Raw genomic sequence first — 17,994 nt, 5'->3', positions numbered from 1 at the left:
AATAGATTCGAAGATATTTTGTAATAGACTTATTAAAGTAGAAAAAAAGCGGTAAAATTTAATTTACAGCTTAAGACTAGTTTTAAAAGACTTCAACTATTTTTTTGTATTACCAGATGGCTTTCTATCACTATCGTTACGTTTAATAAAGATAGAAGCTACCGATACCAATGTAGTACCTCCCATAATTCCGGCAAACCAAGGTTTGTCCAAATAAAGAGCATAACCAGCAAGGGCTACCATTGCAACTATAGCAAGAAAAGCAAAAAACATCCCCCACCAATTCATTCTTCCATCCCTTGTATCAGCCTTTCTAATTATACTCAACTTATTCTCATCCATTTTGTGTCGATGATTTTGCTCCTTTACAGAAGCCTCAATAAGATAATCTATAATTTTAGGATCGATATCTTTATATGCCGATAATTCTTGAGGTGAAGGTAAGCAATTATCATCAACAGTATAAGTCTGTTCTAATTGTTTTCCAACTCCATTACCTGTAGAGACTTGGGTTTCTCACTGTTTTAATTCTTGCTTACCCATTGTTTATTGCCATTTCATTGAAAGATTTACGAACATCTCTCTCAATTTTTTTTCGATCTTCCATCAAATTTTTCTTATTATCAATTCGATTTCGATCTGTTTCCAGAATCTCTTTTCTGATTTTAGAGATTGCTTCGGAGTCTTGCTTATAATGCCCTTGAGAAGCATCACGAAATGTAGAAGCTCCATTTTTAATAAAACGTCCCACTTCCTTTAATATGCACATATTTACCTCCTATTTAAATTACAATACAAATATAAAAATAAAACGATAGAGTAGAGGTATTGTTCTCAACATTATACCCACAATTAACCATATTTTCACCTTTTAACTAAAAAAAAGAAGAAACAAGTTTAATGTTTATAAGCTATTTGGCACCGAGCCTTATTCCATTCTCGGTATTTGCCAAATATATCTACCGCCCCAATGACCGATGTTTTTACCTTGTCCAAAACTCATATATTGACGCAGTCTACGACATAGTTCTGTTGCTTTACCTATATATACGATATGTTCTCCATCAATCCAATTTGAATTCAATTCTTGAATGGAAACATTTGGATTTTTACCTTTAAAGAATCCTGCGGTTCCAACTTCACAAAAAAGTGGTTTATCATCTCCCTTGGAATACCACATTATAATGTGATTATAAGACCGATCGCATCTTAACTCTATCTCAAATCCTTCAAAATCACAATAAAATATGATTTAAGCTTGTTTTCTAAAAAAATACACTATATTTGTTTTTAGAATCACAATACAATAGGAATATGGACCATCAAATCAACTCATTACGGACCACCCTCGGCGAGCAAATCCGTCACCGCAGAAAAGAGCTGATGATTACACAGCCCGATTTAGCCGATATTGCAGGCATCAGCGTCAATACCCTCTACAAAATTGAACGCGGACAGGCAAACCCGACTATCGAGGTACTGATTAAGATTTTGGAAGTGCTGGGGTTGGAAATAACCGTAGGTGTGAAACCACTAAAATGATAAGTCATGCGAAGTGCAAAAGTCTATATGAAAGGCATTGAAGCCGGAACTCTGACCGAGACCGACAACGGAAGCTATGTGTTTGAGTATGAACCGGGATATCTAGCCAACACCTCGATGCCGGAAGTGAGCTTAACATTGCCTAAAACGCAAGCGAGATTTACAAGCGATTATCTGTTCCCGTTCTTCTTTAGTCTACTCTCTGAAGGAGCAAACAAAGAAGCTCAATGCCGCTTGTTGAAGATCGACGAGAAAGATTATTTTGGACTTCTTCTCGCCACCACAGCGCACGATACCATAGGAGCAGTCACCCTAAAACCTATTCAATGATGAAACTGACCCATTGCCCGTCGACCCTTGCAGAAGGGTATGAAACTTATTCTCCCATTGCACTGAAAAATCTCTTTGCCGGCAAAAAGGTTTCCCACATCCTTGCGTATGATTCTCCGGAGAAAAACGAAGCAGATAACGAGAAGTTTATGGCGAACATAGAACATGTTTCCATTTCGGGAGTACAAGACAAAGAGGTCTGCGTGATTGACAAAGGTAAAATTCGTCTATCACAAAAGGGAGAACAAAGTACGCATATCTTAAAGCCGATCCCACTCAGTCGCTTACGAAGAGTGAAAGAGATTCCCGCGAACGAAAACCTGACGATGCAGATCGCCTCACAGGTCTACGGAATTGAGACAGCAGCCAATGGCTTGTGTTTTTTCCAAACCGGCGAGTCGGCCTATATCACGAAGCGTTTTGATATTGGATCAGGAGGTGCAAAGCTGCGCAAAGAGGACTTTTCTTCATTGGCAGGTTTAATGCCCACAAACGGTGGAAGCAACTATAAATACGAATACAGCTATGAAGAACTGAGTGAGCTCATCAAACGCTATATCCCTGCATGGCGCATCGAGATTGAAAAGTTCTTTAAAATTGTACTTTTCAACTTTCTCTTCTCAAACGGCGATGCCCATTTAAAGAATTTCTCTGTGATTGAAACGTCGAGAGGTGACTTCCGATTGGCTCCCGCTTATGACTTGTTGAATACACATTTGCATGTTGATGATAGTGATTTTGCTTTGAGTCGCGGTCTGTTTCGCGAAGGAGATCAATCGGAGTTCTTGAAATTTAACGGCAAGGTCAACGGTCGCTCATTCGAAGCGTTTGGGAAGCGTATCGGGATCCGTGAAAAACGGGTGACTGAGATTTTAGCTCAATTCACGGCTGCATATCCACTCACCGAGCAACTCATAGAAGCCTCTTTCCTCCTACCCGATACCCAAAAGACCTATTTAGCAGAATACCGTCAACGCAGGAATAGACTCGAGGATAGGAAGTGAGAAGAACTCGCAGAAAGAGAAACAGCATCACCTCTTTGCCGAATATCCCCTGCTTCTTTTTGTCGTCATAAAGCTGTTACTTTTTTCAGTGTGCTTGCGCATGTCTTTCATACAAAAACAGGCAAATTATACACCGGCAATAATTGTAAAAGACCGTCAACATCTAACTCCGAACGTGTATTTACTGCAAAAATGGTCGCAATTGCGACTAAATTTGCAGTAAATACAAGCAAATTCTTGTTGATTTCAAAAAATAGATATACCTGTCATCTTCTGTGGGTTCACTGACAAACCCTCATAAACTTGCAGGCACTGCAGCAACATTGGTTGACAAGTCCACATCAGACCACACTATTAAGAATTATCTTGATTATCTTGAAGATTCGTTCCTATTTTGCAGTGCTAAGAGATACAACGTGAAAGGAAGAAAATACTTTGGTTCGATACAGAAATACTATTCTATTGATCTTGGATTAAGAAATGCAAAATTGAATTTTCATCAGCAAGAACGCTCCCATCTTATGGAGAATATGATTTACAATGAAATAATCCAGAGAGGATATAGTGTCGATGTAGGTGTTATCCCATTCCTACTTAACGACTATATTCTCTCATAAAGACACCTAAATAGCGGAACAACTTCAAGTGACTTCTTTATCGTTGCGAGGTCATAAAACTTCAAGGCACAAGCTATCGAATGAAAAATAGAAAAAATATATTTTAGATTATCATCGGTTTGACTTAACCGGTTGAAGAATAAACTTTTCGCAGAGTTTTTGAATTTCAGAAGTAACGATTTAGTAACCGTGCGTATTTCAGCATTTTACGGTGCAATACTATCAAATAACTCGGCTGTAAAGGTAAGGAATTTCTTTGGATTTGAAGTATATATTTTTCCTTTTTATCTGGTAAACACCCCTCTTATGGAAAGGATGAATAAGGCAAGGCTTTTATCGAAAATACTCTTTCTCGTACCTCGAAAGAGTATTTTCGATAAAATTCATTTTAGCCTTGACGTTTTATTCTTGAAATATACCTTTGTGTTCAGATAATAAAAGATATTCCAACTATTACCCTTAGGTTAAATACTTTGATTGATTTTTATCTCTACCTTATCTATAGTTTTTGAAGAGGTAAGTATTTTCTGTTGCAAATGCTCTTCAATCGGTAATTTTGAATAGTTTGCAGAATTCTCACTATGAATAGGAATAATTCCAAGAGCCGGATTAACAAGATTACATACTTCTGCAAGAAATTCGGGAGAGGCGTGTCCGCTTGTATGTAATTTCTCCATGTTCGGAAACATAGAAACGAACTCAATATATCGCTGTATAGCGTGTTTTCCGCTATCATTTATATATTCTTTCCACATAGAGTATATCAGCACCGTATCCTTAGAATCTAACCGGGATATAAGTGTTTGATAGTAATATTTAAACTTATCGGTTGCCCGAACAAACATACAAAACCCCTTATCCTCCATCCAATGAATAAGTTTTGTATTCTTAGGATTGAAATCATAGGCTTTATCAAAACGAAATAACGAAGTGTGATTACCCGCCGATGTAGTAAATATCTCTAATACATTCTTTTGGAAACGGTCGCATATAAGAGGTCTGTTTCTTAAATTTTTATTCGCAGCATAGAACGATGCCAGCCGTTCCATATCCGTAGAAGAACACATTACAAATACATTTTTGTATCGTGCCATTATTTCCCCGGCTTCTCTTTGTAGTTCATTTTCAGTCATCACCCTTTCGCCAAGCCTTGAAAGCATAGTTCCCTCAGTAATCAGAAAGTCAACTTTGTCTTTTGGTAAGATAAGTTTCTTTATGGTCGGCAATAAACCTTTGCTCAAATATCCATGCCCTCTGAAATCTCCTGTATGTAATACCCTTTTTCCGTCTGATTCAATCAAAAACATATAGGCATCATAAGCAGAATGACTTACAAAATAAGGTGTAACTTTTATATCTCCTACATTTACAGTCTGTTCAGGAATGAGAATACTCATTTTATCAATTTTGGAAATCTCTTCTTTCGACAACTCCTCTCGACCTTTGATGTATGATAACTGTCGATGCTTGCAGAGGGCAATCTGTTTGGCTACTTCACCGATATATTGTGGAATGTTATCCGACACATAGTGGAATAACCCTAAATGGTCGCCGTGATAATGAGTGTAGAAAATCCCATCAATGCCTTGTGTGATTTCCCCTATTGCTTCCCGGCTCGCTAAATCGTCATTCACAGCCCCCTCTCCATCCGGCAAATTTTGCCCTAAATCAATCAATATCCGAGCATTATCAGTGGCGATTTCCGTGATACAGCCCCCAATTTGGTCTATGCCTCTATGAATAATTATCTTCATAATGCAATGTGAGAATACTCTATATGCTCCATCTTTTGGATATGACTATCATTAAGGAGAGTTATGACAGCGGGGGATATTAGCGGGTGAAGTTTTGCTGCAAGAAAATGACCTTTGATAAAATGTATTTTATTTGAGTTCAAAGAATTATATAAAACATCAAAATTTCTATATTCGCATTCTTTCGCATTTGAGGGATATTTAATTCTCCGATTTTTAATATCATTCATAATGTTTACATAATACATCAATTCGGATATAATCCCAACCATTATATTATCTGGTTTCTTCAACTCAAAAACATGCAAAGTATCCCCACGTAAAGCCCATATGTCGATCTGGCTTTTACCACGTGGCATTACGCAACTTTCTTTTGACACGACACTGTTAAACACGCCTACAGGGAGTTGTTGATCAATTACATCATAGTTTCTTTTCTGATTAGCGATATAATTTCTTTCAAGAATAGCCTCATCACCTTGTGCTTCTTTGTCAGCTTCATCACATGGAAAATTTATAACCCAATTTTTGAGATTTTCCCCGTAATAATCCATATTAAACAAAGAACCGTTTTCAGCCCAATCATAGGTTCGGATAAATTTCCATACACGATATTTAAACCTCTCATAATGTAGTAAATCCGATTTTTGAGTAGTTGGATTCCAACAAATTAAGACTTTTTCAATCAAATCTGGAAGCCACGCTTTTAGACAAAGAGCCCAGCCTTCAAAAGCTGATTCATTTGATTGCATATTCGCACATACTCCTTTATCTGAAAGGTTAATTCTGAGGATACCATCTAACACTTCAAAATCAATAGATTTTGGTAGATTTACATTCGTGTTTTGACTGATTTGACGGAGTTTACAAACTATTTCTTGATTTTTCATTTATTCTTTAAATTCTGCTTTTAATTCCCTATTAATAGCTTGTAGAGGTTTCTTAAATGCGGTTTCTATCTTAATCATGCTTGCTATCAGGAAATCTACCATTTTATCCCAATCATCTTTTTCATATAGACTGACATTACGTAACTCCTGTTTTATTCTACATGCTTTTTTATTTTCTAACCGCTCCCATTCCAAAGCACCTGTTTGCGCTTCAATCTCATCTTTGTGTTTAAATAGTTTGTCGAAAACAAATTTATTCTCTTCGGTATTGCCTCTTGACATATAAACCTCGGTTCTAGCAAAGCTTTTTCCTATAGAGAAAACAAAACCTACACCACTAACACCAGAACCGGCTGTAATCCAATGATCTTTCGATGGACTGACATTTGCAAAAAGACCAGTTTTAGGATTTAATTTTGATAGTAATAATTTCCAAAATTCAATCCTAATTTTATGCCTTGTCACTTGTTCTTCTTGAGTGCTTTGTTCCTCTTGGGCTTTCTCTGCCATTTTTATGGTGTACTCTTCCACCTCATGAACAGGTATGATTTGTTCAATATTGAGAAATATTTGTTCTCCAAAAGAGAATGGGGTTGCTTTAAAACATTGAATTTTAAGATTATATTTCTGCAACAGCCACAGAACAGTAGAGGTGACCTCCTTTCTATAATTGCCGGATACTAAAATGATTCTTTGGGTTTTGTTTAATTGGATTTCCTTAAAATCTTCGGCATCTAAAAAATCTGAAATATTGTTTTCCGCATTTTCAGAGTTCCCCTTTTTATCAAGGTAAGATTGGTAAATGTCCCTTATTTGCTGCTTTGACAAACTTGAACAATATGAGGCATATTTTAAAACCTGCCAAGTTACATCTCTTCCACTGTCGTCCAGCTTATTTTCAATGATAACCAAATCCCCTTGTTTGTCTATTGCAAGTAAATCAAGTCTTTCACGTGTATCATCAAATCCATCAAATTCCTTTTGGATGAACAATAATTCATCGTCTTCACCAAAGGCAGTAGGAGTATTTTCAAGCCATTCCTGTAAATGTTCTCGTTCACGAAATTTCAGATCCGAAAAAGTACAGCATTTGACTTTATTTATTCTATTCTTCTCTTTATCAAGGACAAACATTCTATACAGTTTTAGGGTTGTATTATTTAATCATTTAGATAGAATATCATTCAGAAATTCCCAAATGATTTTCGCCTGCAAATTTAACAAATACCTGTGAATCAGCGATAATTATCTCTAAAAACCTTTGCCTTTATTTAGTTCCGGCTTTACGGAGGATTATATTCTTCTTCCTTTCTTTGGCGTGGGTAGAGCAGGTTTGATATGCGGTCTAACCGTCTGCCGGATTTCCTGATACTTCTGTTTAAACCAGTCAATGATATTTTGCCCGTTGATAGATAGTTTCAGTATGTCGGAGTCCTTGCTCTCCTTGAATAACTGCAATTTGGCATCCTGCACGTTGAATGATTGATTATGTTCGGGAGAGTGGAGTTTTCCTGTGACTGTCAATGCTTCACCCTTAAATAGCTGCTTAATGGTGTCTATTATCAATCCGATACCCTTGCATAACTGCGCTATCCTCAGGCGTTCGTTTAGATGCGGAAACACACTAAACAGAAGATTAATATCATCCTGCGCCTTATATGGCTTATAATCCTACTTGAGTTGTTCTATACGGGCTTCCAGTTCGGATATTTCCGTCTCTTTCCGTTGGGTATATTCGTTCATATTCAGGAACTTCTCACGCGCTTCGTCCTTGCGGTCGTACATATCCCGGACTTCCTTGCAACATGATAGGTCAGCCGGGGTTTGATACCACACTGTACGCCTATCTTTTTCAGTTTCTCGTTGCAACTGCTGTTGCTCGGAACAGGGAAAACACGGTTATCCCCTGTTAAGCCTTTGTATTTCTCTATTATCCGCTTAGGAACGTCCAATAGCCGGATATTGGAATCGGTGTTGGTTTTCCGCCTGCGGGTAATAATCCACAGGTTGCCGTCAAAGAATGTTTGCAGGTTGTCGGTGGTGAGTTTCTTCACATCCGCATACGACAAGCCGGTGAAGATAGAAAAAACGAAGAGGTCGCGCACGAGTTCGTATGTTTTGTTTTTCATCGGAGCCTCGATAAGCGTTTGTATTTCTTCCTCCGTAAGATACCCCCTATCCACGTTTTCAGGGCTGTTGATATATCCTGCGAAGGGATTGAACGGCAATAGTCCAGTATTCCGTGCAATGGAAATAATATGCTTTAAAACAATCATATATCCCCATACGGTATTGGTACGGCATTTCTTTTCTTCTCGCAGGAAGTACTCGAAATCGTTGATAAATGTCAGATTCAACTCTTTAAGCGGTATATCCTCTCTGTGGTAGGTAGAGGGAAGAAACTCCCGGATATGTTTACAGACAGTGCGATAGCGGGCGAAAGTACCCTGCGCACGGCTGTAGCCTACTTTCTTCTCAAACTCTGCGTTGTGCTGTTCGAACAGTTTCAGCAGTGTTTCCTGCTTTACTCCAATTCCGAGATAGGCGTTTCTCAACTTGGTGGCGGTAACGTAGCCGTTTGTCTGCATCAATTCCTGATAACGGCGGTTTACATCTACTCGGATTCTGTCGATAGTACGGTTGATTTTCTGCGCTTCTGCACTCTTTCCTGATGCGCGATTGTTCTTCACATACCACAAGTAGAGCGGAATATCCATTTTACAGCTAAACTGTTTAACTTCGCCGTCTACCGTGATACGGCACATCAAAGGCAGGTTTCCGTTAGGTTTCTCGCTGCCTTTCTTCACATAAAATAATACTCTGAATGTCGACTTCATAACTCAATGTTTTTTCTGGTTACAAAATTAGTTATCATTGAGTTATCTGACGGCATGCAAAACTACGCAATACACTGAATAAAAACATATTAGCAGAGAATGTGCATCGTTATTCAAGTAACGAGATGGTAACGAAACTCCTGCTGTGATTCGCTTAAATATGCTTTTTAGCCTTTGGTATTACAAAGCAAAGCAGAGCGTAACGAACGCTTTCCCAGCTAATTCGCTACACTCTGCTTATCTTTACTTTCTGCTTAGAAGTTTATTTTAATACATTAAAAAACTAATCAAGCCTTTGATAAGTATGAATAAAACTGTTGATTCAAATTTTCCGAAAAACGCCGAATATAAATTTGCATATTACAAATATTCTTATGGCAAAACGACACCGTTTATAATAGTATTAGGGACGACTATATAATCCCAAACTCTTTTTTATCTTTGTTTGAAATGAGTGGATTTTCTATAAGGAATGGAAGAACCAATGCCCAATCTTTATCAGTCACCATACCGCAGTAACCTCCCTTGCCCAGCACTTTATCACGATTCACTCTAAACAACTCGCTACAATCCAGCCAACTATCATAATCAAGTATTGTCGGATAATCCTTTCGTTTTAATGGAAACTGGCAAGCACCGAGCTCTACAGTTGAGTCATTGGGATTAGAGTTAATAAGCAATGAGCCGACAACATAGCCATCTGCAGTCAGCCCCATCACCACAATAAATTTATCTCGTTTTTTATATCCAGCTTTAAGGATCAAGCCCTCTTCTTCCGACAGAGGAACGTATATTATGGTTCCTTTTGTCAACTGGTCATTTTGAATAATTGGAAAATGTTTCTTCTTCTTATGTTTCGTTTCTATCTCCGGCTTTTCACTGTTTTCTCCTACTATTAGTCGGGATAATTGATCTGCCAACGTGTCATTCATTGCTCTTTTCTGCGTTTACGACTTACAAAAAGCCTCAAATTCTTGTGACTGCCGGATACGTTCAAGAATAGCATCATTTGCACCACCAGCACGAGCTATACTTACAAGAGACATATAATTATCTCGTGGATCATCTTGTGCTCTGGTATCTGCTACTTTCCATGCGTTGTCATGTGAAGCCTGAGAAAGTGTTTGCGGCGTCTTTCCCTCATTAATCTTCAGAACCCGGACAATGACAGAGACCTCAGCTAACGCCAATTCGTCCATATCAGGCTCATCAAGGGCAGTAACAAAACGCACATTATTTTTTTCCTCAATCTTAAAAGAAGAACCAAATCTTTTCATATCCTCCGTTGCATCCGTATAACCATCCAGAGCACGACGAAACGCCGCATAGGTAAAAGATGGAACAGGCCCTAGTTTCTGAGCACGAAAAGAATCCTTGAATATCGGTCGCCCATATTTTACAAGAAATTCCTGCTGAGAAAAGTACATGTTTTTAAATAGACTAATGAAATCCATACTCCCGCCTGACTCTTTAAGAATATAAAGGATCAGAGACTTAATTTTACTAATTTCATAAGATGCTTTCATACGACATCAATTAAAGACTATGCAAAATTAAATAATAAACTGAGTTTAAGCAATTTTTGTTCTTGATTTATACAAATCTTTTAGAGAAAGAAGAATGATATCACTCCTTTTAAGTCATCCATAGCTTTTTCATCGTTTATTCCTACTCGGTACCCATTACATTCTTTGCCATAATTGTAACCTATCATATAATATGCAATTATCCCCTTATTTGTTTATTATATGATAGGTTGACGAATTATTTTTTTTATCTCAGCGAAATCAACTATCTTTGCTATCCTAACGACTATAGGCTACAAAACGATATGAAATCAACCCTCACCATGCTTGGCACAGGCAATGCCGCTGCAACTAAATGCTATAACACTTGTTTCGTCATCTCCACGCCACAATCGCACTTACTCGTCGATGCCGGCGGAGGAAACGGGATCCTCACGCAACTCGAAAAAGCAAACCTTCGCTTAGAAGAGATCCACCACCTCTACATCACCCATGCCCATACCGACCACATCCTCGGATGCATCTGGGTGGTACGCATGATCGCGCAAGCGGCCGCTAAAGGGAAATACGACGGACAGTTGCACATCTACGGACACGACAAAGCCTTGCAGGTGCTGAACGACATCTGTCGCATGACCCTGCCCACGAAGATTGTCAAGCAATTCGGAGAGACCATCTTGTATCATGAAGTTAAGCATGGAGAAACCCATCCGGTGGGCGATCTGAGCCTCACTTGTTTCGATATCGAATCGACCAAAGAGAAGCAATTCGGCTTTCGAGCAGAGCTGCCCGGTGGACAGAGCGTCGTCTGTCTAGGCGATGAACCTTACAAAGAAGCCAATCAACCTTTTGCCGAAGATGCGGACTGGTTGCTTTGCGAAGCCTTCTGCCTCTATGAAGATCGTGAGAGGTTCAAACCGTACGAGAAACACCATTGCACCGCGAAGGATGTGGGTGAAATGGCGAGTCGACTCCGGCCCAAACATGTGGTGGTTTATCATACCGAGGACAGTAATCTGGGACATCGAAAAGCACGATACACCGCCGAAGTGTTGGAGTGGTTCGACGGAGAAGTACGTGTGCCCGACGATCTGGAAGTTTTCGAACTCTAAAGGGCGATCTACTTTCCAAGCAGAAGGAAAGACGTGACTTTGAACCTCGATAATAGAGCGATCCAAAGCAGACTAACGACGAACATAAAGCTAAAGAGTACCGCAACTTGCACCACGGCATATTCCGATATCCCACTCCAGTCAATCCCCAAGAGCAAGGTGAAATTGATGTGTATCGCATAAATGCCCAATGTGTTTTTAGCCACATACTGTGCTAACGCCGACGTCTTGACATGAGCATACTTTCTAAAGACGACATACGCCCACAGACAACCCGAGAGTCCCAGAACCATCTTGTAGACATAAGAGAAGATGCTTCCAAGATTGAGATACTGATAAAAAGTAGGACGCTCACTCAACACAAAGAAGGGACAATTGAGCAGATAAAAGACGAGCGACACCCATAGAATGGTCGAATAATGCTTCGCCACAGCCTGTTCATGTTTCCGAAGATAATAGCCGATCGTAAAGAAGACCAGATGCCAGACGATAAGATGCAGCCCGTAAGCACTCACCTCCGTCATATAAAAAAGGACGTTAAGCCCGTAAACCACCACGAGCGAGACGATCTCCTCCCTGATTTTCAGACGAGAGTCGAGCCGATGCGATAAATAACGAGCCAGCTTGTTCGAGAGATAGGTGATCAGCGAGATTACGAATAACACATATAAGAACCATAAGCCCAAGTCCGGTTGATAAAAGGTCTTTCCCAAGACGTCGAAAGCCTCATTCGCCTTTCCCTTAACCACACAAAGCAAGATCGGCCAACAGACAAACGGGATCATCAATTGGAGAAAACGCTTCTTGACCAAACGAAATGAGAGTTGTTCCCCTTTGTACGAGAAGTAACCACTAATAAACATGAACAACGGCATATGAAACGCATAAATGTAGTTAAATGCCAAGTTGTGTAAGAAGTTGGGGTCGACCATCTGAATGGAATGGCCTAAGACCACCAACACAATAGCAAACACCCTCAAATAATCGGCCCACGCCGCTCTACGACTATCGATCTGCATAAGAAAAGTAACTACGCTAGTTGAAAAATTTGTTCCATGAGCACCCACTTCTCGTTCGATGCCGCACCGGGTTCAGCCTCTTGAAAGCGTGCCATGTAACGCTCCCACTCCGCTTGTCGCGGCAACTCCGCCAGACGGGCATTATCCTTCACCCAGTCGAACTCGTCCACCGTGTCGACAAAATCCATCATTCCGCCACCACGGTTGATAAACGCGTCCGTCACATAGCGAACAGCCTTCACCATATAGAGTCGCTCATTCTCCGAACACACCGTCCGGCGAGCCTTCAATTCATATATTGTCGCATCCGAGCCAATGTCGACATACGAGTCGTCATACTGAGCCGCCTCCTTAAAGAAGGACACGTGACCACTATGCAGCATGTCGTAACAGCCCGATACAAATACTTTCTTATTCATGACCACAAAATTAAAAAAAATCTTGATATCTCTTTCCATACCATGCCCAATTAAACTCTGAAAGTCTAAATTCAGAAAATACTGAGTCGAAAGATATTGAGTTGAAAAATACTCATTCAGAGGGTATAAATGATAAGTTGTGGTACAAGTTGCGCATTCGCAACAAAAGCCTAATGGAAGAAGCCAAAGATAGACTCAAAGCTTCCTCCTTCGACCATATCTGCCTCACCGACGACGTTTATTTTTCAAGTAGCATTCAGCATTTAACGAAGAAATTCGAACTCAGCATTTACGTCTATTCTGATCTGGAAACGCTTGAAGCTTTCCTTGTTAAAGAGAATTCTAACAAGACCTACAAGCTGTTCAAGAAAAGAAAATTATGGGGTGAAAATTCAGATTGTCTTATTAAAATTACCCCTATATAAAGTGCGCCATATTTTTGACGTGAACTCAAAAGCCTGTACACTTATATATTAGTATACAGGCTTCAGGTTCTCAATATCTAAAATACATGTGATGATTGTTTAAAATCTTATAAAGCAATATCAAATGTCGATTTAACCTCTGTCAAAGAAAGCTCATTAACGTAGGTCATAGCCACAGTTACTGTAAGTACTTTCCCTTTTTTCTCTGCAGCTACCACTTCAAAATGCGGAGCTATCAGTAAAATATCCGAATCAAAGACTCTATGACTGACTGGCCTCCAAGCATCAATAGATAGATTGTTTTGAATGGCTTTATCGCAATATAATTCCAACATTCGACCATCACGACGCATTTCCATTTTTGTTGATTTCATCCAGATTGAAACAGGATATTTTTTCATCAACTGCATAACATCGCCATCAGGAGCATTCTTCAAACGACTACTCATATAACTATTCAATTCTGGCCGAGTAGAAAGCGTCCATTCATTTTTTAAATCAGAAAGTGGCTTAAACCCGGTAAAACGATACTCAAAACAAGCCAATTCATGATCCGAATTTGCAAATGTACTTAGAGTCAGAAGACAACTCACTGTATTGCCTATACGATCAATACTTCTGCTTCCTGGAACGATTTCAACCAAAAACACTTTATCATCTGGCGTTTCTATAAAACTACCATAAAAAGAACTTAGATATTCATAAACACCTTGTGCGTAAAAGTAATTAGGTTCATTGGTTGGTTTAATCAAGTTCTTATAATACTCATTCTTATCAAAACTTAGTGAAGGACGTTCTTTGAAGGCTGTTTTCCCTCTTGTTCCATCATAAGACAAAACAAATGTGATTTTCTCATCTGAATATTGAACTTCCGATATTTCTGTTTTAGCAACATCTTCATCTGTAAACACATAAAAATCTGCACCTTCCGGATTAGTAGAATAAAATCTTACCCACTGGCTCAAATATGCTGCTGTAAACTGATCAGCCTTTCCCAAACGATAAAGCTCATCAAAAGCAATTTTGGAAAGTTCTACAGGTTTAGCTTCGTTTTTCCATTCTACCTGAACACGATTAGCCATAAAATACTTACCGGGTTTTTTCTTCAAGCCCTTACAAGCGAATTCAACCTTAAATTCTTTTCCGTTTATTGTACCTGAAACAGAGCTGATAAACGAACCGTCTTCATCATTGCGTTCAATTACATTGGTCTCTTTCACCTGGATTTTTCTTCCCTGGATTTTTTTTTCTTCTGTAGACGCTTTTATGCGTAGGAGAGATTCAGACACATTTAGTTCTGAATGTATATCGAAATAAGCTTTTAACTCCATTTCTGTTGGCTGAGCGGTATACTCATTTTCAACCTCGTCATCATCTCCGGAGTTATCAGATGTACTTGTTTCAGATATAGGCCTCGGTTTGATGTCAAGAATTGGCTCTTCTTTTTCACAAGCACTTAGTAAAACAACCATTACAGAAATAAAAAAGATTTTTTTCATAAAAGTTTAATTAATATAAAACTATAACGTTATTAAAATTCAATCAGTATCAGACAGTTGGTTTAGGCAGTATGATCCATTAAAACAAAAAAATCACCTGATACTAATCAATGCTTTTTAAAATTTGGGTGGCAAAGATATATAAAATTCTAAATATGTGCAAAATATTAACCCTAGACCAAAAAAACAAAGACACATAAACACTTGCAAAACAATTAATTACACCTAAAAATGCTTAATAATATTAATAATTTTTTATTTTATTATACACCTTATATGATTGCTGTCTATTTTAAATAAGCTGAGTGGTACCTGATTATTATTTTGCTCTTTGACTTCTAAGATAGCAACAAGACATATGCATCAGAACGTGAAAGACGGAGATGTTTTCATCTTCATAAACCGTACCTGCACCAGCATGAAGATACTCCACATGGAATATGGTGGTCTTGTAATTTATCACAAGAAACTTGAATCCGGCATCTTTAAACTACCGCAAAGAAAACTTGATTTTCAAGGCTTTGATGTCTTACCGGAAGAAAAATCGCTTGCCGAACAAACCCAAAAACAGATCATAGAATATAAAATTCGTCGCACTCTAGCAAAAAATAATGATAAACCAGTACGCCAGAATTTGCCTGATTCTTTGGAACGAAGAGAAGAACGCATCAGACCATCACATCCCTTTCTATCGCCAGTTGCAAATATTTAAGCAAGCAGGTCTTTTTTTGTCTGCATCGACAGTAAACGGATGGTTTTCAGAATCGACTGATATGCTTAGGCCATTATACTACAGATTAAAAGAAATTATTATTTCTACGCAACATATGCCTTGGAGCAAATAGCACTACTCTATGATGTGGAAAAACAAGCTGATAATGAAAGCCTGTCTTATGAAGAACGTGCTCATCTGCGAAGCAGAGTAGCTTATCCTATCCTTGTACTCTTTGAGAAATGGCTTAATCAGTAATACGATAAAGTACTCCCCAAAAGCAGAATAGGCAAGGCTATTAGCTACATGACTACGATAACCACTACAACAAAGATCTTGCTGGACTTCTTCCTCACAACCTGAAAGCCCAAATAAGAGAAAATTTATAAATTAGGGTGTCTTTGAAGGTCTCCTAACAGTCTCCGAATGTTTTAGGAGTTTTTGAATATATCATTGAAAAATAAAGCAAATCCTTGAAGAATATCGAAAGTCTACAGATATTCTTCAAAGATTTTACAATACGGGGTTTACCGAATGCTTACTTTCCAAGTCAAAACAAAATTAGCCATTTGACATCATTGCCCATTCGTCTGTAATGACAATTGTCAACTATTTTCCCTGTTTTCTATTTCCTATTTCTCTTTTCTTGAAGATAGAAATATAGACCACCAATAGTGGCAATCGCACAGACCAAACCAAACATGACTAAAGCTCCCATATTCATCTCTATTTTAATGGTTCCTATTCCATTCATTCCTATTTGCCCGAATCCTTATTTAGAACCGTCCTTATTTATAAGAGTCCTTACGCCAGTTGAAAAATTTGTTCCATGAGCACCCACTTCTCGTTCGATGCCGCACCGGGTTCAGCCTCTTGAAAGCGTGCCATGTAACGCTCCCACTCCGCTTGTCGCGGCAACTCCGCCAGACGAGCATTATCCTTCACCCAGTCGAACTCGTCCACCGTGTCGACAATCATGAACAATACCCGACCGTGAATATAGATCTGCATATCGAGTATGCCCACCTCACGAATGCCTTGTTGAATCTCCGGCCACACCTGTTGGTGCTCCTTGATATACGCCTCGATCAGCGCCTTATCGTCTCTCAGACTTAGGGTCTGACAATATCGTTTCATTCTGCGTTCCTCCTGATTTTGATTCGGATGCTTCCTTCTAAAGGCTTCTCGCACACCAACGCCAGATAGCCGCCACCACCGGCACCCGCCATCTTCCATGCCAAGGCTTGATCGCGATACTTGTCGATCTCCTCTGCTACGCCCGGCGCCATCATGCCCGGGAATAGAGCGATCTGTGCCTCGAACGACGCTTGGTAACTCTCGGCAAACGCTTTCAAGTCGCGCTGCATGATCGCGTCCCAACACCGATCGGCCGCTACCGCCAACGCCTTCACGTTCGCTTCATTGAGCTGACGTCCCACGATGACCGACGTACCGGGACGACGAGGGAACATCGGCATCATGCAGATATGCTCCTCCAACCACGACAACACCTTCTCATCGAGACACGTCTCAATCTTCTCCGGCCAGTAGTTATGATCGTAATAATGGCGATTCAAGCCCGGCATGCAAATCCCGATCGCATCCTGTGCGCCCGACACATGCTCCTGCTTCGTCGGCTCGTTCTCGAAACAGAACAGCAACTTCGCCAACATCTCACTATTATTGTTCGGCAACTGATACGGCCAGATCTTCTTCGCTGCATTGCGCGTCGACGTCGACATGCCACAACGCTCCTCGAACTCGATCGTCGGCTCCAACGAAATGGTCAACGCCCATCCCGGAGCAAAGCACGACACATACGGCTGATCGATCCACGTCCCCGCCAGATCCAGACGATAAGGCAACTGCGACTTCACCGTATTCCGCAGACTGGTGGTCGACCGCGCCTCTAGTCCCGCATCCGGCTCACGCTTCAACACCACATAGTCGATGCCCCGTTCGGCACAAAACTGACGCTTCGTCTCCGAACCCCCATCCTCGTTAACGACAAAAATGTCCGGTTGCACGCGCTCCACCGTGTCGATAAAATCCATCATTCCACCACCACGGTTGATAAACGCGTCCGTCACATAGCGAACGGCCTTCACCATATAGAGTCGCTCATTCTCCGAACACACCGTCCGGCGAGCCTTCAATTCATATATTGTCGCATCCGAGCCAATACCGACATACAAGTCGCCATACTGAGCCGCCTCCTTAAAAAAGGCCACGTGACCACTATGCAGCATGTCGTAACAGCCCGATACAAATACTTTCTTATTCATCTGTTTATATGTGTTATTCAGTT

Annotated in this window: 21 protein-coding genes and 2 pseudogenes; 8 read left to right on the top strand and 15 right to left on the bottom strand. The window is 39.9% G+C overall.

Going from position 1 to position 17,994, the window contains the following annotated elements:
• Positions 1–96: 96 nt before the first annotated feature.
• From AC4PG5_RS02990 to AC4PG5_RS02980, 3 genes are all read right to left on the bottom strand, one after another.
• On the bottom strand, positions 97–342 hold the full coding sequence (locus AC4PG5_RS02990; protein WP_492029976.1) for a hypothetical protein: 246 nt from the start codon (positions 340–342) through the stop codon (positions 97–99).
• A gap of 193 nt (positions 343–535) precedes the next feature.
• Entirely contained in the window at positions 536–769 is a 234-nt protein-coding gene (locus tag AC4PG5_RS02985; protein WP_492029975.1) for a hypothetical protein, read from the bottom strand.
• 159 nt (positions 770–928) lie between these two features.
• Positions 929–1,180 carry a hypothetical protein gene (locus tag AC4PG5_RS02980; RefSeq protein WP_492029974.1) on the bottom strand — a complete coding sequence of 84 codons (252 nt, stop codon included), beginning with the start codon at positions 1,178–1,180 and terminating at the stop codon, positions 929–931.
• 134 nt (positions 1,181–1,314) lie between these two features.
• Here AC4PG5_RS02980 and AC4PG5_RS02975 point away from each other — a divergent pair, with 134 nt between their 5' ends.
• The 4 genes from AC4PG5_RS02975 (at position 1,315) to AC4PG5_RS02960 (ending at position 3,493) form a co-directional block, all read left to right on the top strand.
• Positions 1,315–1,542, top strand: coding sequence for a helix-turn-helix domain-containing protein (locus tag AC4PG5_RS02975; RefSeq protein WP_492029973.1), 228 nt, complete (start codon positions 1,315–1,317; stop codon positions 1,540–1,542).
• Between the two features lie 6 nt (positions 1,543–1,548).
• Positions 1,549–1,872, top strand: coding sequence for a HipA N-terminal domain-containing protein (locus AC4PG5_RS02970; protein WP_492029972.1), 324 nt, complete (start codon positions 1,549–1,551; stop codon positions 1,870–1,872).
• Positions 1,869–2,876 carry a type II toxin-antitoxin system HipA family toxin gene (locus AC4PG5_RS02965; RefSeq protein WP_492029971.1) on the top strand — a complete coding sequence of 336 codons (1,008 nt, stop codon included), beginning with the start codon at positions 1,869–1,871 and terminating at the stop codon, positions 2,874–2,876. The genes AC4PG5_RS02970 and AC4PG5_RS02965 overlap by 4 nt, the downstream gene beginning before the upstream one ends.
• 275 nt (positions 2,877–3,151) lie before the next feature.
• On the top strand, positions 3,152–3,493 hold the full coding sequence (locus tag AC4PG5_RS02960) for a DUF8612 domain-containing protein (protein ID WP_492029970.1): 342 nt from the start codon (positions 3,152–3,154) through the stop codon (positions 3,491–3,493).
• Positions 3,494–3,957: 464 nt separating this feature from the next.
• On the opposite strand, the gene AC4PG5_RS02955 is transcribed toward AC4PG5_RS02960, so the two are convergent.
• The 6 genes and pseudogenes from AC4PG5_RS02955 to AC4PG5_RS02930 all read right to left on the bottom strand — a co-directional run bounded on the left by AC4PG5_RS02955 (position 3,958) and on the right by AC4PG5_RS02930 (position 10,500).
• On the bottom strand, positions 3,958–5,247 hold the full coding sequence (locus AC4PG5_RS02955; protein ID WP_492029969.1) for an MBL fold metallo-hydrolase: 1,290 nt from the start codon (positions 5,245–5,247) through the stop codon (positions 3,958–3,960).
• Positions 5,244–6,137, bottom strand: coding sequence for a hypothetical protein (locus AC4PG5_RS02950; RefSeq protein WP_492029968.1), 894 nt, complete (start codon positions 6,135–6,137; stop codon positions 5,244–5,246). Before AC4PG5_RS02950 ends, AC4PG5_RS02955 begins: the two co-directional genes overlap by 4 nt.
• The gene (locus AC4PG5_RS02945; protein ID WP_492029967.1) at positions 6,138–7,271 is read right to left on the bottom strand and encodes a DUF4268 domain-containing protein; all 1,134 of its coding nucleotides are present in this window, start codon (positions 7,269–7,271) and stop codon (positions 6,138–6,140) included.
• A gap of 644 nt (positions 7,272–7,915) precedes the next feature.
• Positions 7,916–8,974, bottom strand: a pseudogene (locus tag AC4PG5_RS02940) (site-specific integrase); the annotation flags it as partial.
• Between the two features lie 413 nt (positions 8,975–9,387).
• Positions 9,388–9,906: a hypothetical protein gene (locus tag AC4PG5_RS02935; protein ID WP_492029966.1), complete on the bottom strand. Its 519-nt coding sequence runs from the start codon at positions 9,904–9,906 to the stop codon at positions 9,388–9,390.
• A 15-nt stretch (positions 9,907–9,921) separates the two neighbouring features.
• Positions 9,922–10,500, bottom strand: coding sequence for a Panacea domain-containing protein (locus AC4PG5_RS02930; RefSeq protein WP_492029965.1), 579 nt, complete (start codon positions 10,498–10,500; stop codon positions 9,922–9,924).
• A gap of 305 nt (positions 10,501–10,805) precedes the next feature.
• On the opposite strand from AC4PG5_RS02930, the gene AC4PG5_RS02925 reads away from it, so the two are divergent.
• On the top strand, positions 10,806–11,612 hold the full coding sequence (locus AC4PG5_RS02925) for an MBL fold metallo-hydrolase (protein ID WP_492029964.1): 807 nt from the start codon (positions 10,806–10,808) through the stop codon (positions 11,610–11,612).
• A gap of 8 nt (positions 11,613–11,620) precedes the next feature.
• Here the strand turns inward: AC4PG5_RS02925 and AC4PG5_RS02920 are convergent, their stop codons facing one another.
• Together AC4PG5_RS02920 and AC4PG5_RS02915 are read right to left on the bottom strand one after the other, a co-directional pair.
• Positions 11,621–12,631: an acyltransferase family protein gene (locus AC4PG5_RS02920; RefSeq protein ID WP_492029963.1), complete on the bottom strand. Its 1,011-nt coding sequence runs from the start codon at positions 12,629–12,631 to the stop codon at positions 11,621–11,623.
• A gap of 11 nt (positions 12,632–12,642) precedes the next feature.
• Positions 12,643–13,089, bottom strand: coding sequence for an L-rhamnose mutarotase (locus AC4PG5_RS02915; protein WP_492029962.1), 447 nt, complete (start codon positions 13,087–13,089; stop codon positions 12,643–12,645).
• A 62-nt stretch (positions 13,090–13,151) separates the two neighbouring features.
• On the opposite strand from AC4PG5_RS02915, the gene AC4PG5_RS02910 reads away from it, so the two are divergent.
• On the top strand, positions 13,152–13,475 hold the full coding sequence (locus AC4PG5_RS02910; RefSeq protein WP_492029961.1) for a hypothetical protein: 324 nt from the start codon (positions 13,152–13,154) through the stop codon (positions 13,473–13,475).
• A gap of 107 nt (positions 13,476–13,582) precedes the next feature.
• On the opposite strand, the gene AC4PG5_RS02905 is transcribed toward AC4PG5_RS02910, so the two are convergent.
• Positions 13,583–14,974, bottom strand: coding sequence for a hypothetical protein (locus tag AC4PG5_RS02905; protein WP_492029960.1), 1,392 nt, complete (start codon positions 14,972–14,974; stop codon positions 13,583–13,585).
• 358 nt (positions 14,975–15,332) lie between these two features.
• On the opposite strand from AC4PG5_RS02905, the gene tnpB reads away from it, so the two are divergent.
• Both tnpB and AC4PG5_RS02895 read left to right on the top strand, forming a co-directional pair.
• On the top strand, positions 15,333–15,686 hold the full coding sequence (gene tnpB / locus AC4PG5_RS02900) for an IS66 family insertion sequence element accessory protein TnpB (protein ID WP_492029959.1): 354 nt from the start codon (positions 15,333–15,335) through the stop codon (positions 15,684–15,686).
• A pseudogene (locus AC4PG5_RS02895) lies at positions 15,652–15,941 on the top strand (IS66 family transposase); the annotation flags it as partial. The gene tnpB and the pseudogene AC4PG5_RS02895, both read left to right, overlap by 35 nt.
• Positions 15,942–16,311: 370 nt before the next feature.
• On the opposite strand, the gene AC4PG5_RS02890 reads toward AC4PG5_RS02895, so the two are convergent.
• From AC4PG5_RS02890 to AC4PG5_RS02880, 3 genes are read right to left on the bottom strand one after another with little or no spacing between them, the layout of a single operon-like run.
• Positions 16,312–16,440 carry a hypothetical protein gene (locus AC4PG5_RS02890; RefSeq protein ID WP_492029958.1) on the bottom strand — a complete coding sequence of 43 codons (129 nt, stop codon included), beginning with the start codon at positions 16,438–16,440 and terminating at the stop codon, positions 16,312–16,314.
• A 50-nt stretch (positions 16,441–16,490) separates the two neighbouring features.
• A complete protein-coding gene (locus tag AC4PG5_RS02885) occupies positions 16,491–16,823 on the bottom strand; it encodes an L-rhamnose mutarotase (RefSeq protein ID WP_492029957.1) in 333 nt (110 codons plus the stop codon).
• Positions 16,820–17,971 carry an FAD synthase family protein gene (locus tag AC4PG5_RS02880; RefSeq protein WP_492029956.1) on the bottom strand — a complete coding sequence of 384 codons (1,152 nt, stop codon included), beginning with the start codon at positions 17,969–17,971 and terminating at the stop codon, positions 16,820–16,822. Before AC4PG5_RS02880 ends, AC4PG5_RS02885 begins: the two co-directional genes overlap by 4 nt.
• Positions 17,972–17,994 lie beyond the last annotated feature (23 nt).

The sequence above is a fragment of the Bacteroides sp. QWL-09 genome (assembly GCF_058683585.1).
Note: the sequence above shows the minus strand (reverse complement) of the source record. Positions and strands in the feature narration are given on the sequence as shown.

Coding starts and splice junctions, on each gene's coding strand:
- AC4PG5_RS02990 (WP_492029976.1), bottom strand. CDS start 342: ATGGATGAGAATAAGTTGAGTATAATTAGAAAGGCTGATACAAGGGAT.
- AC4PG5_RS02985 (WP_492029975.1), bottom strand. CDS start 769: ATGTGCATATTAAAGGAAGTGGGACGTTTTATTAAAAATGGAGCTTCT.
- AC4PG5_RS02980 (WP_492029974.1), bottom strand. CDS start 1,180: ATGTGGTATTCCAAGGGAGATGATAAACCACTTTTTTGTGAAGTTGGA.
- AC4PG5_RS02975 (WP_492029973.1), top strand. CDS start 1,315: ATGGACCATCAAATCAACTCATTACGGACCACCCTCGGCGAGCAAATC.
- AC4PG5_RS02970 (WP_492029972.1), top strand. CDS start 1,549: ATGCGAAGTGCAAAAGTCTATATGAAAGGCATTGAAGCCGGAACTCTG.
- AC4PG5_RS02965 (WP_492029971.1), top strand. CDS start 1,869: ATGATGAAACTGACCCATTGCCCGTCGACCCTTGCAGAAGGGTATGAA.
- AC4PG5_RS02955 (WP_492029969.1), bottom strand. CDS start 5,247: ATGAAGATAATTATTCATAGAGGCATAGACCAAATTGGGGGCTGTATC.
- AC4PG5_RS02950 (WP_492029968.1), bottom strand. CDS start 6,137: ATGAAAAATCAAGAAATAGTTTGTAAACTCCGTCAAATCAGTCAAAAC.
- AC4PG5_RS02945 (WP_492029967.1), bottom strand. CDS start 7,271: ATGTTTGTCCTTGATAAAGAGAAGAATAGAATAAATAAAGTCAAATGC.
- AC4PG5_RS02935 (WP_492029966.1), bottom strand. CDS start 9,906: ATGAATGACACGTTGGCAGATCAATTATCCCGACTAATAGTAGGAGAA.
- AC4PG5_RS02930 (WP_492029965.1), bottom strand. CDS start 10,500: ATGAAAGCATCTTATGAAATTAGTAAAATTAAGTCTCTGATCCTTTAT.
- AC4PG5_RS02925 (WP_492029964.1), top strand. CDS start 10,806: ATGAAATCAACCCTCACCATGCTTGGCACAGGCAATGCCGCTGCAACT.
- AC4PG5_RS02920 (WP_492029963.1), bottom strand. CDS start 12,631: ATGCAGATCGATAGTCGTAGAGCGGCGTGGGCCGATTATTTGAGGGTG.
- AC4PG5_RS02915 (WP_492029962.1), bottom strand. CDS start 13,089: ATGGAAAGAGATATCAAGATTTTTTTTAATTTTGTGGTCATGAATAAG.
- AC4PG5_RS02905 (WP_492029960.1), bottom strand. CDS start 14,974: ATGAAAAAAATCTTTTTTATTTCTGTAATGGTTGTTTTACTAAGTGCT.
- tnpB (WP_492029959.1), top strand. CDS start 15,333: ATGCATCAGAACGTGAAAGACGGAGATGTTTTCATCTTCATAAACCGT.
- AC4PG5_RS02890 (WP_492029958.1), bottom strand. CDS start 16,440: ATGAATGGAATAGGAACCATTAAAATAGAGATGAATATGGGAGCTTTA.
- AC4PG5_RS02885 (WP_492029957.1), bottom strand. CDS start 16,823: ATGAAACGATATTGTCAGACCCTAAGTCTGAGAGACGATAAGGCGCTG.
- AC4PG5_RS02880 (WP_492029956.1), bottom strand. CDS start 17,971: ATGAATAAGAAAGTATTTGTATCGGGCTGTTACGACATGCTGCATAGT.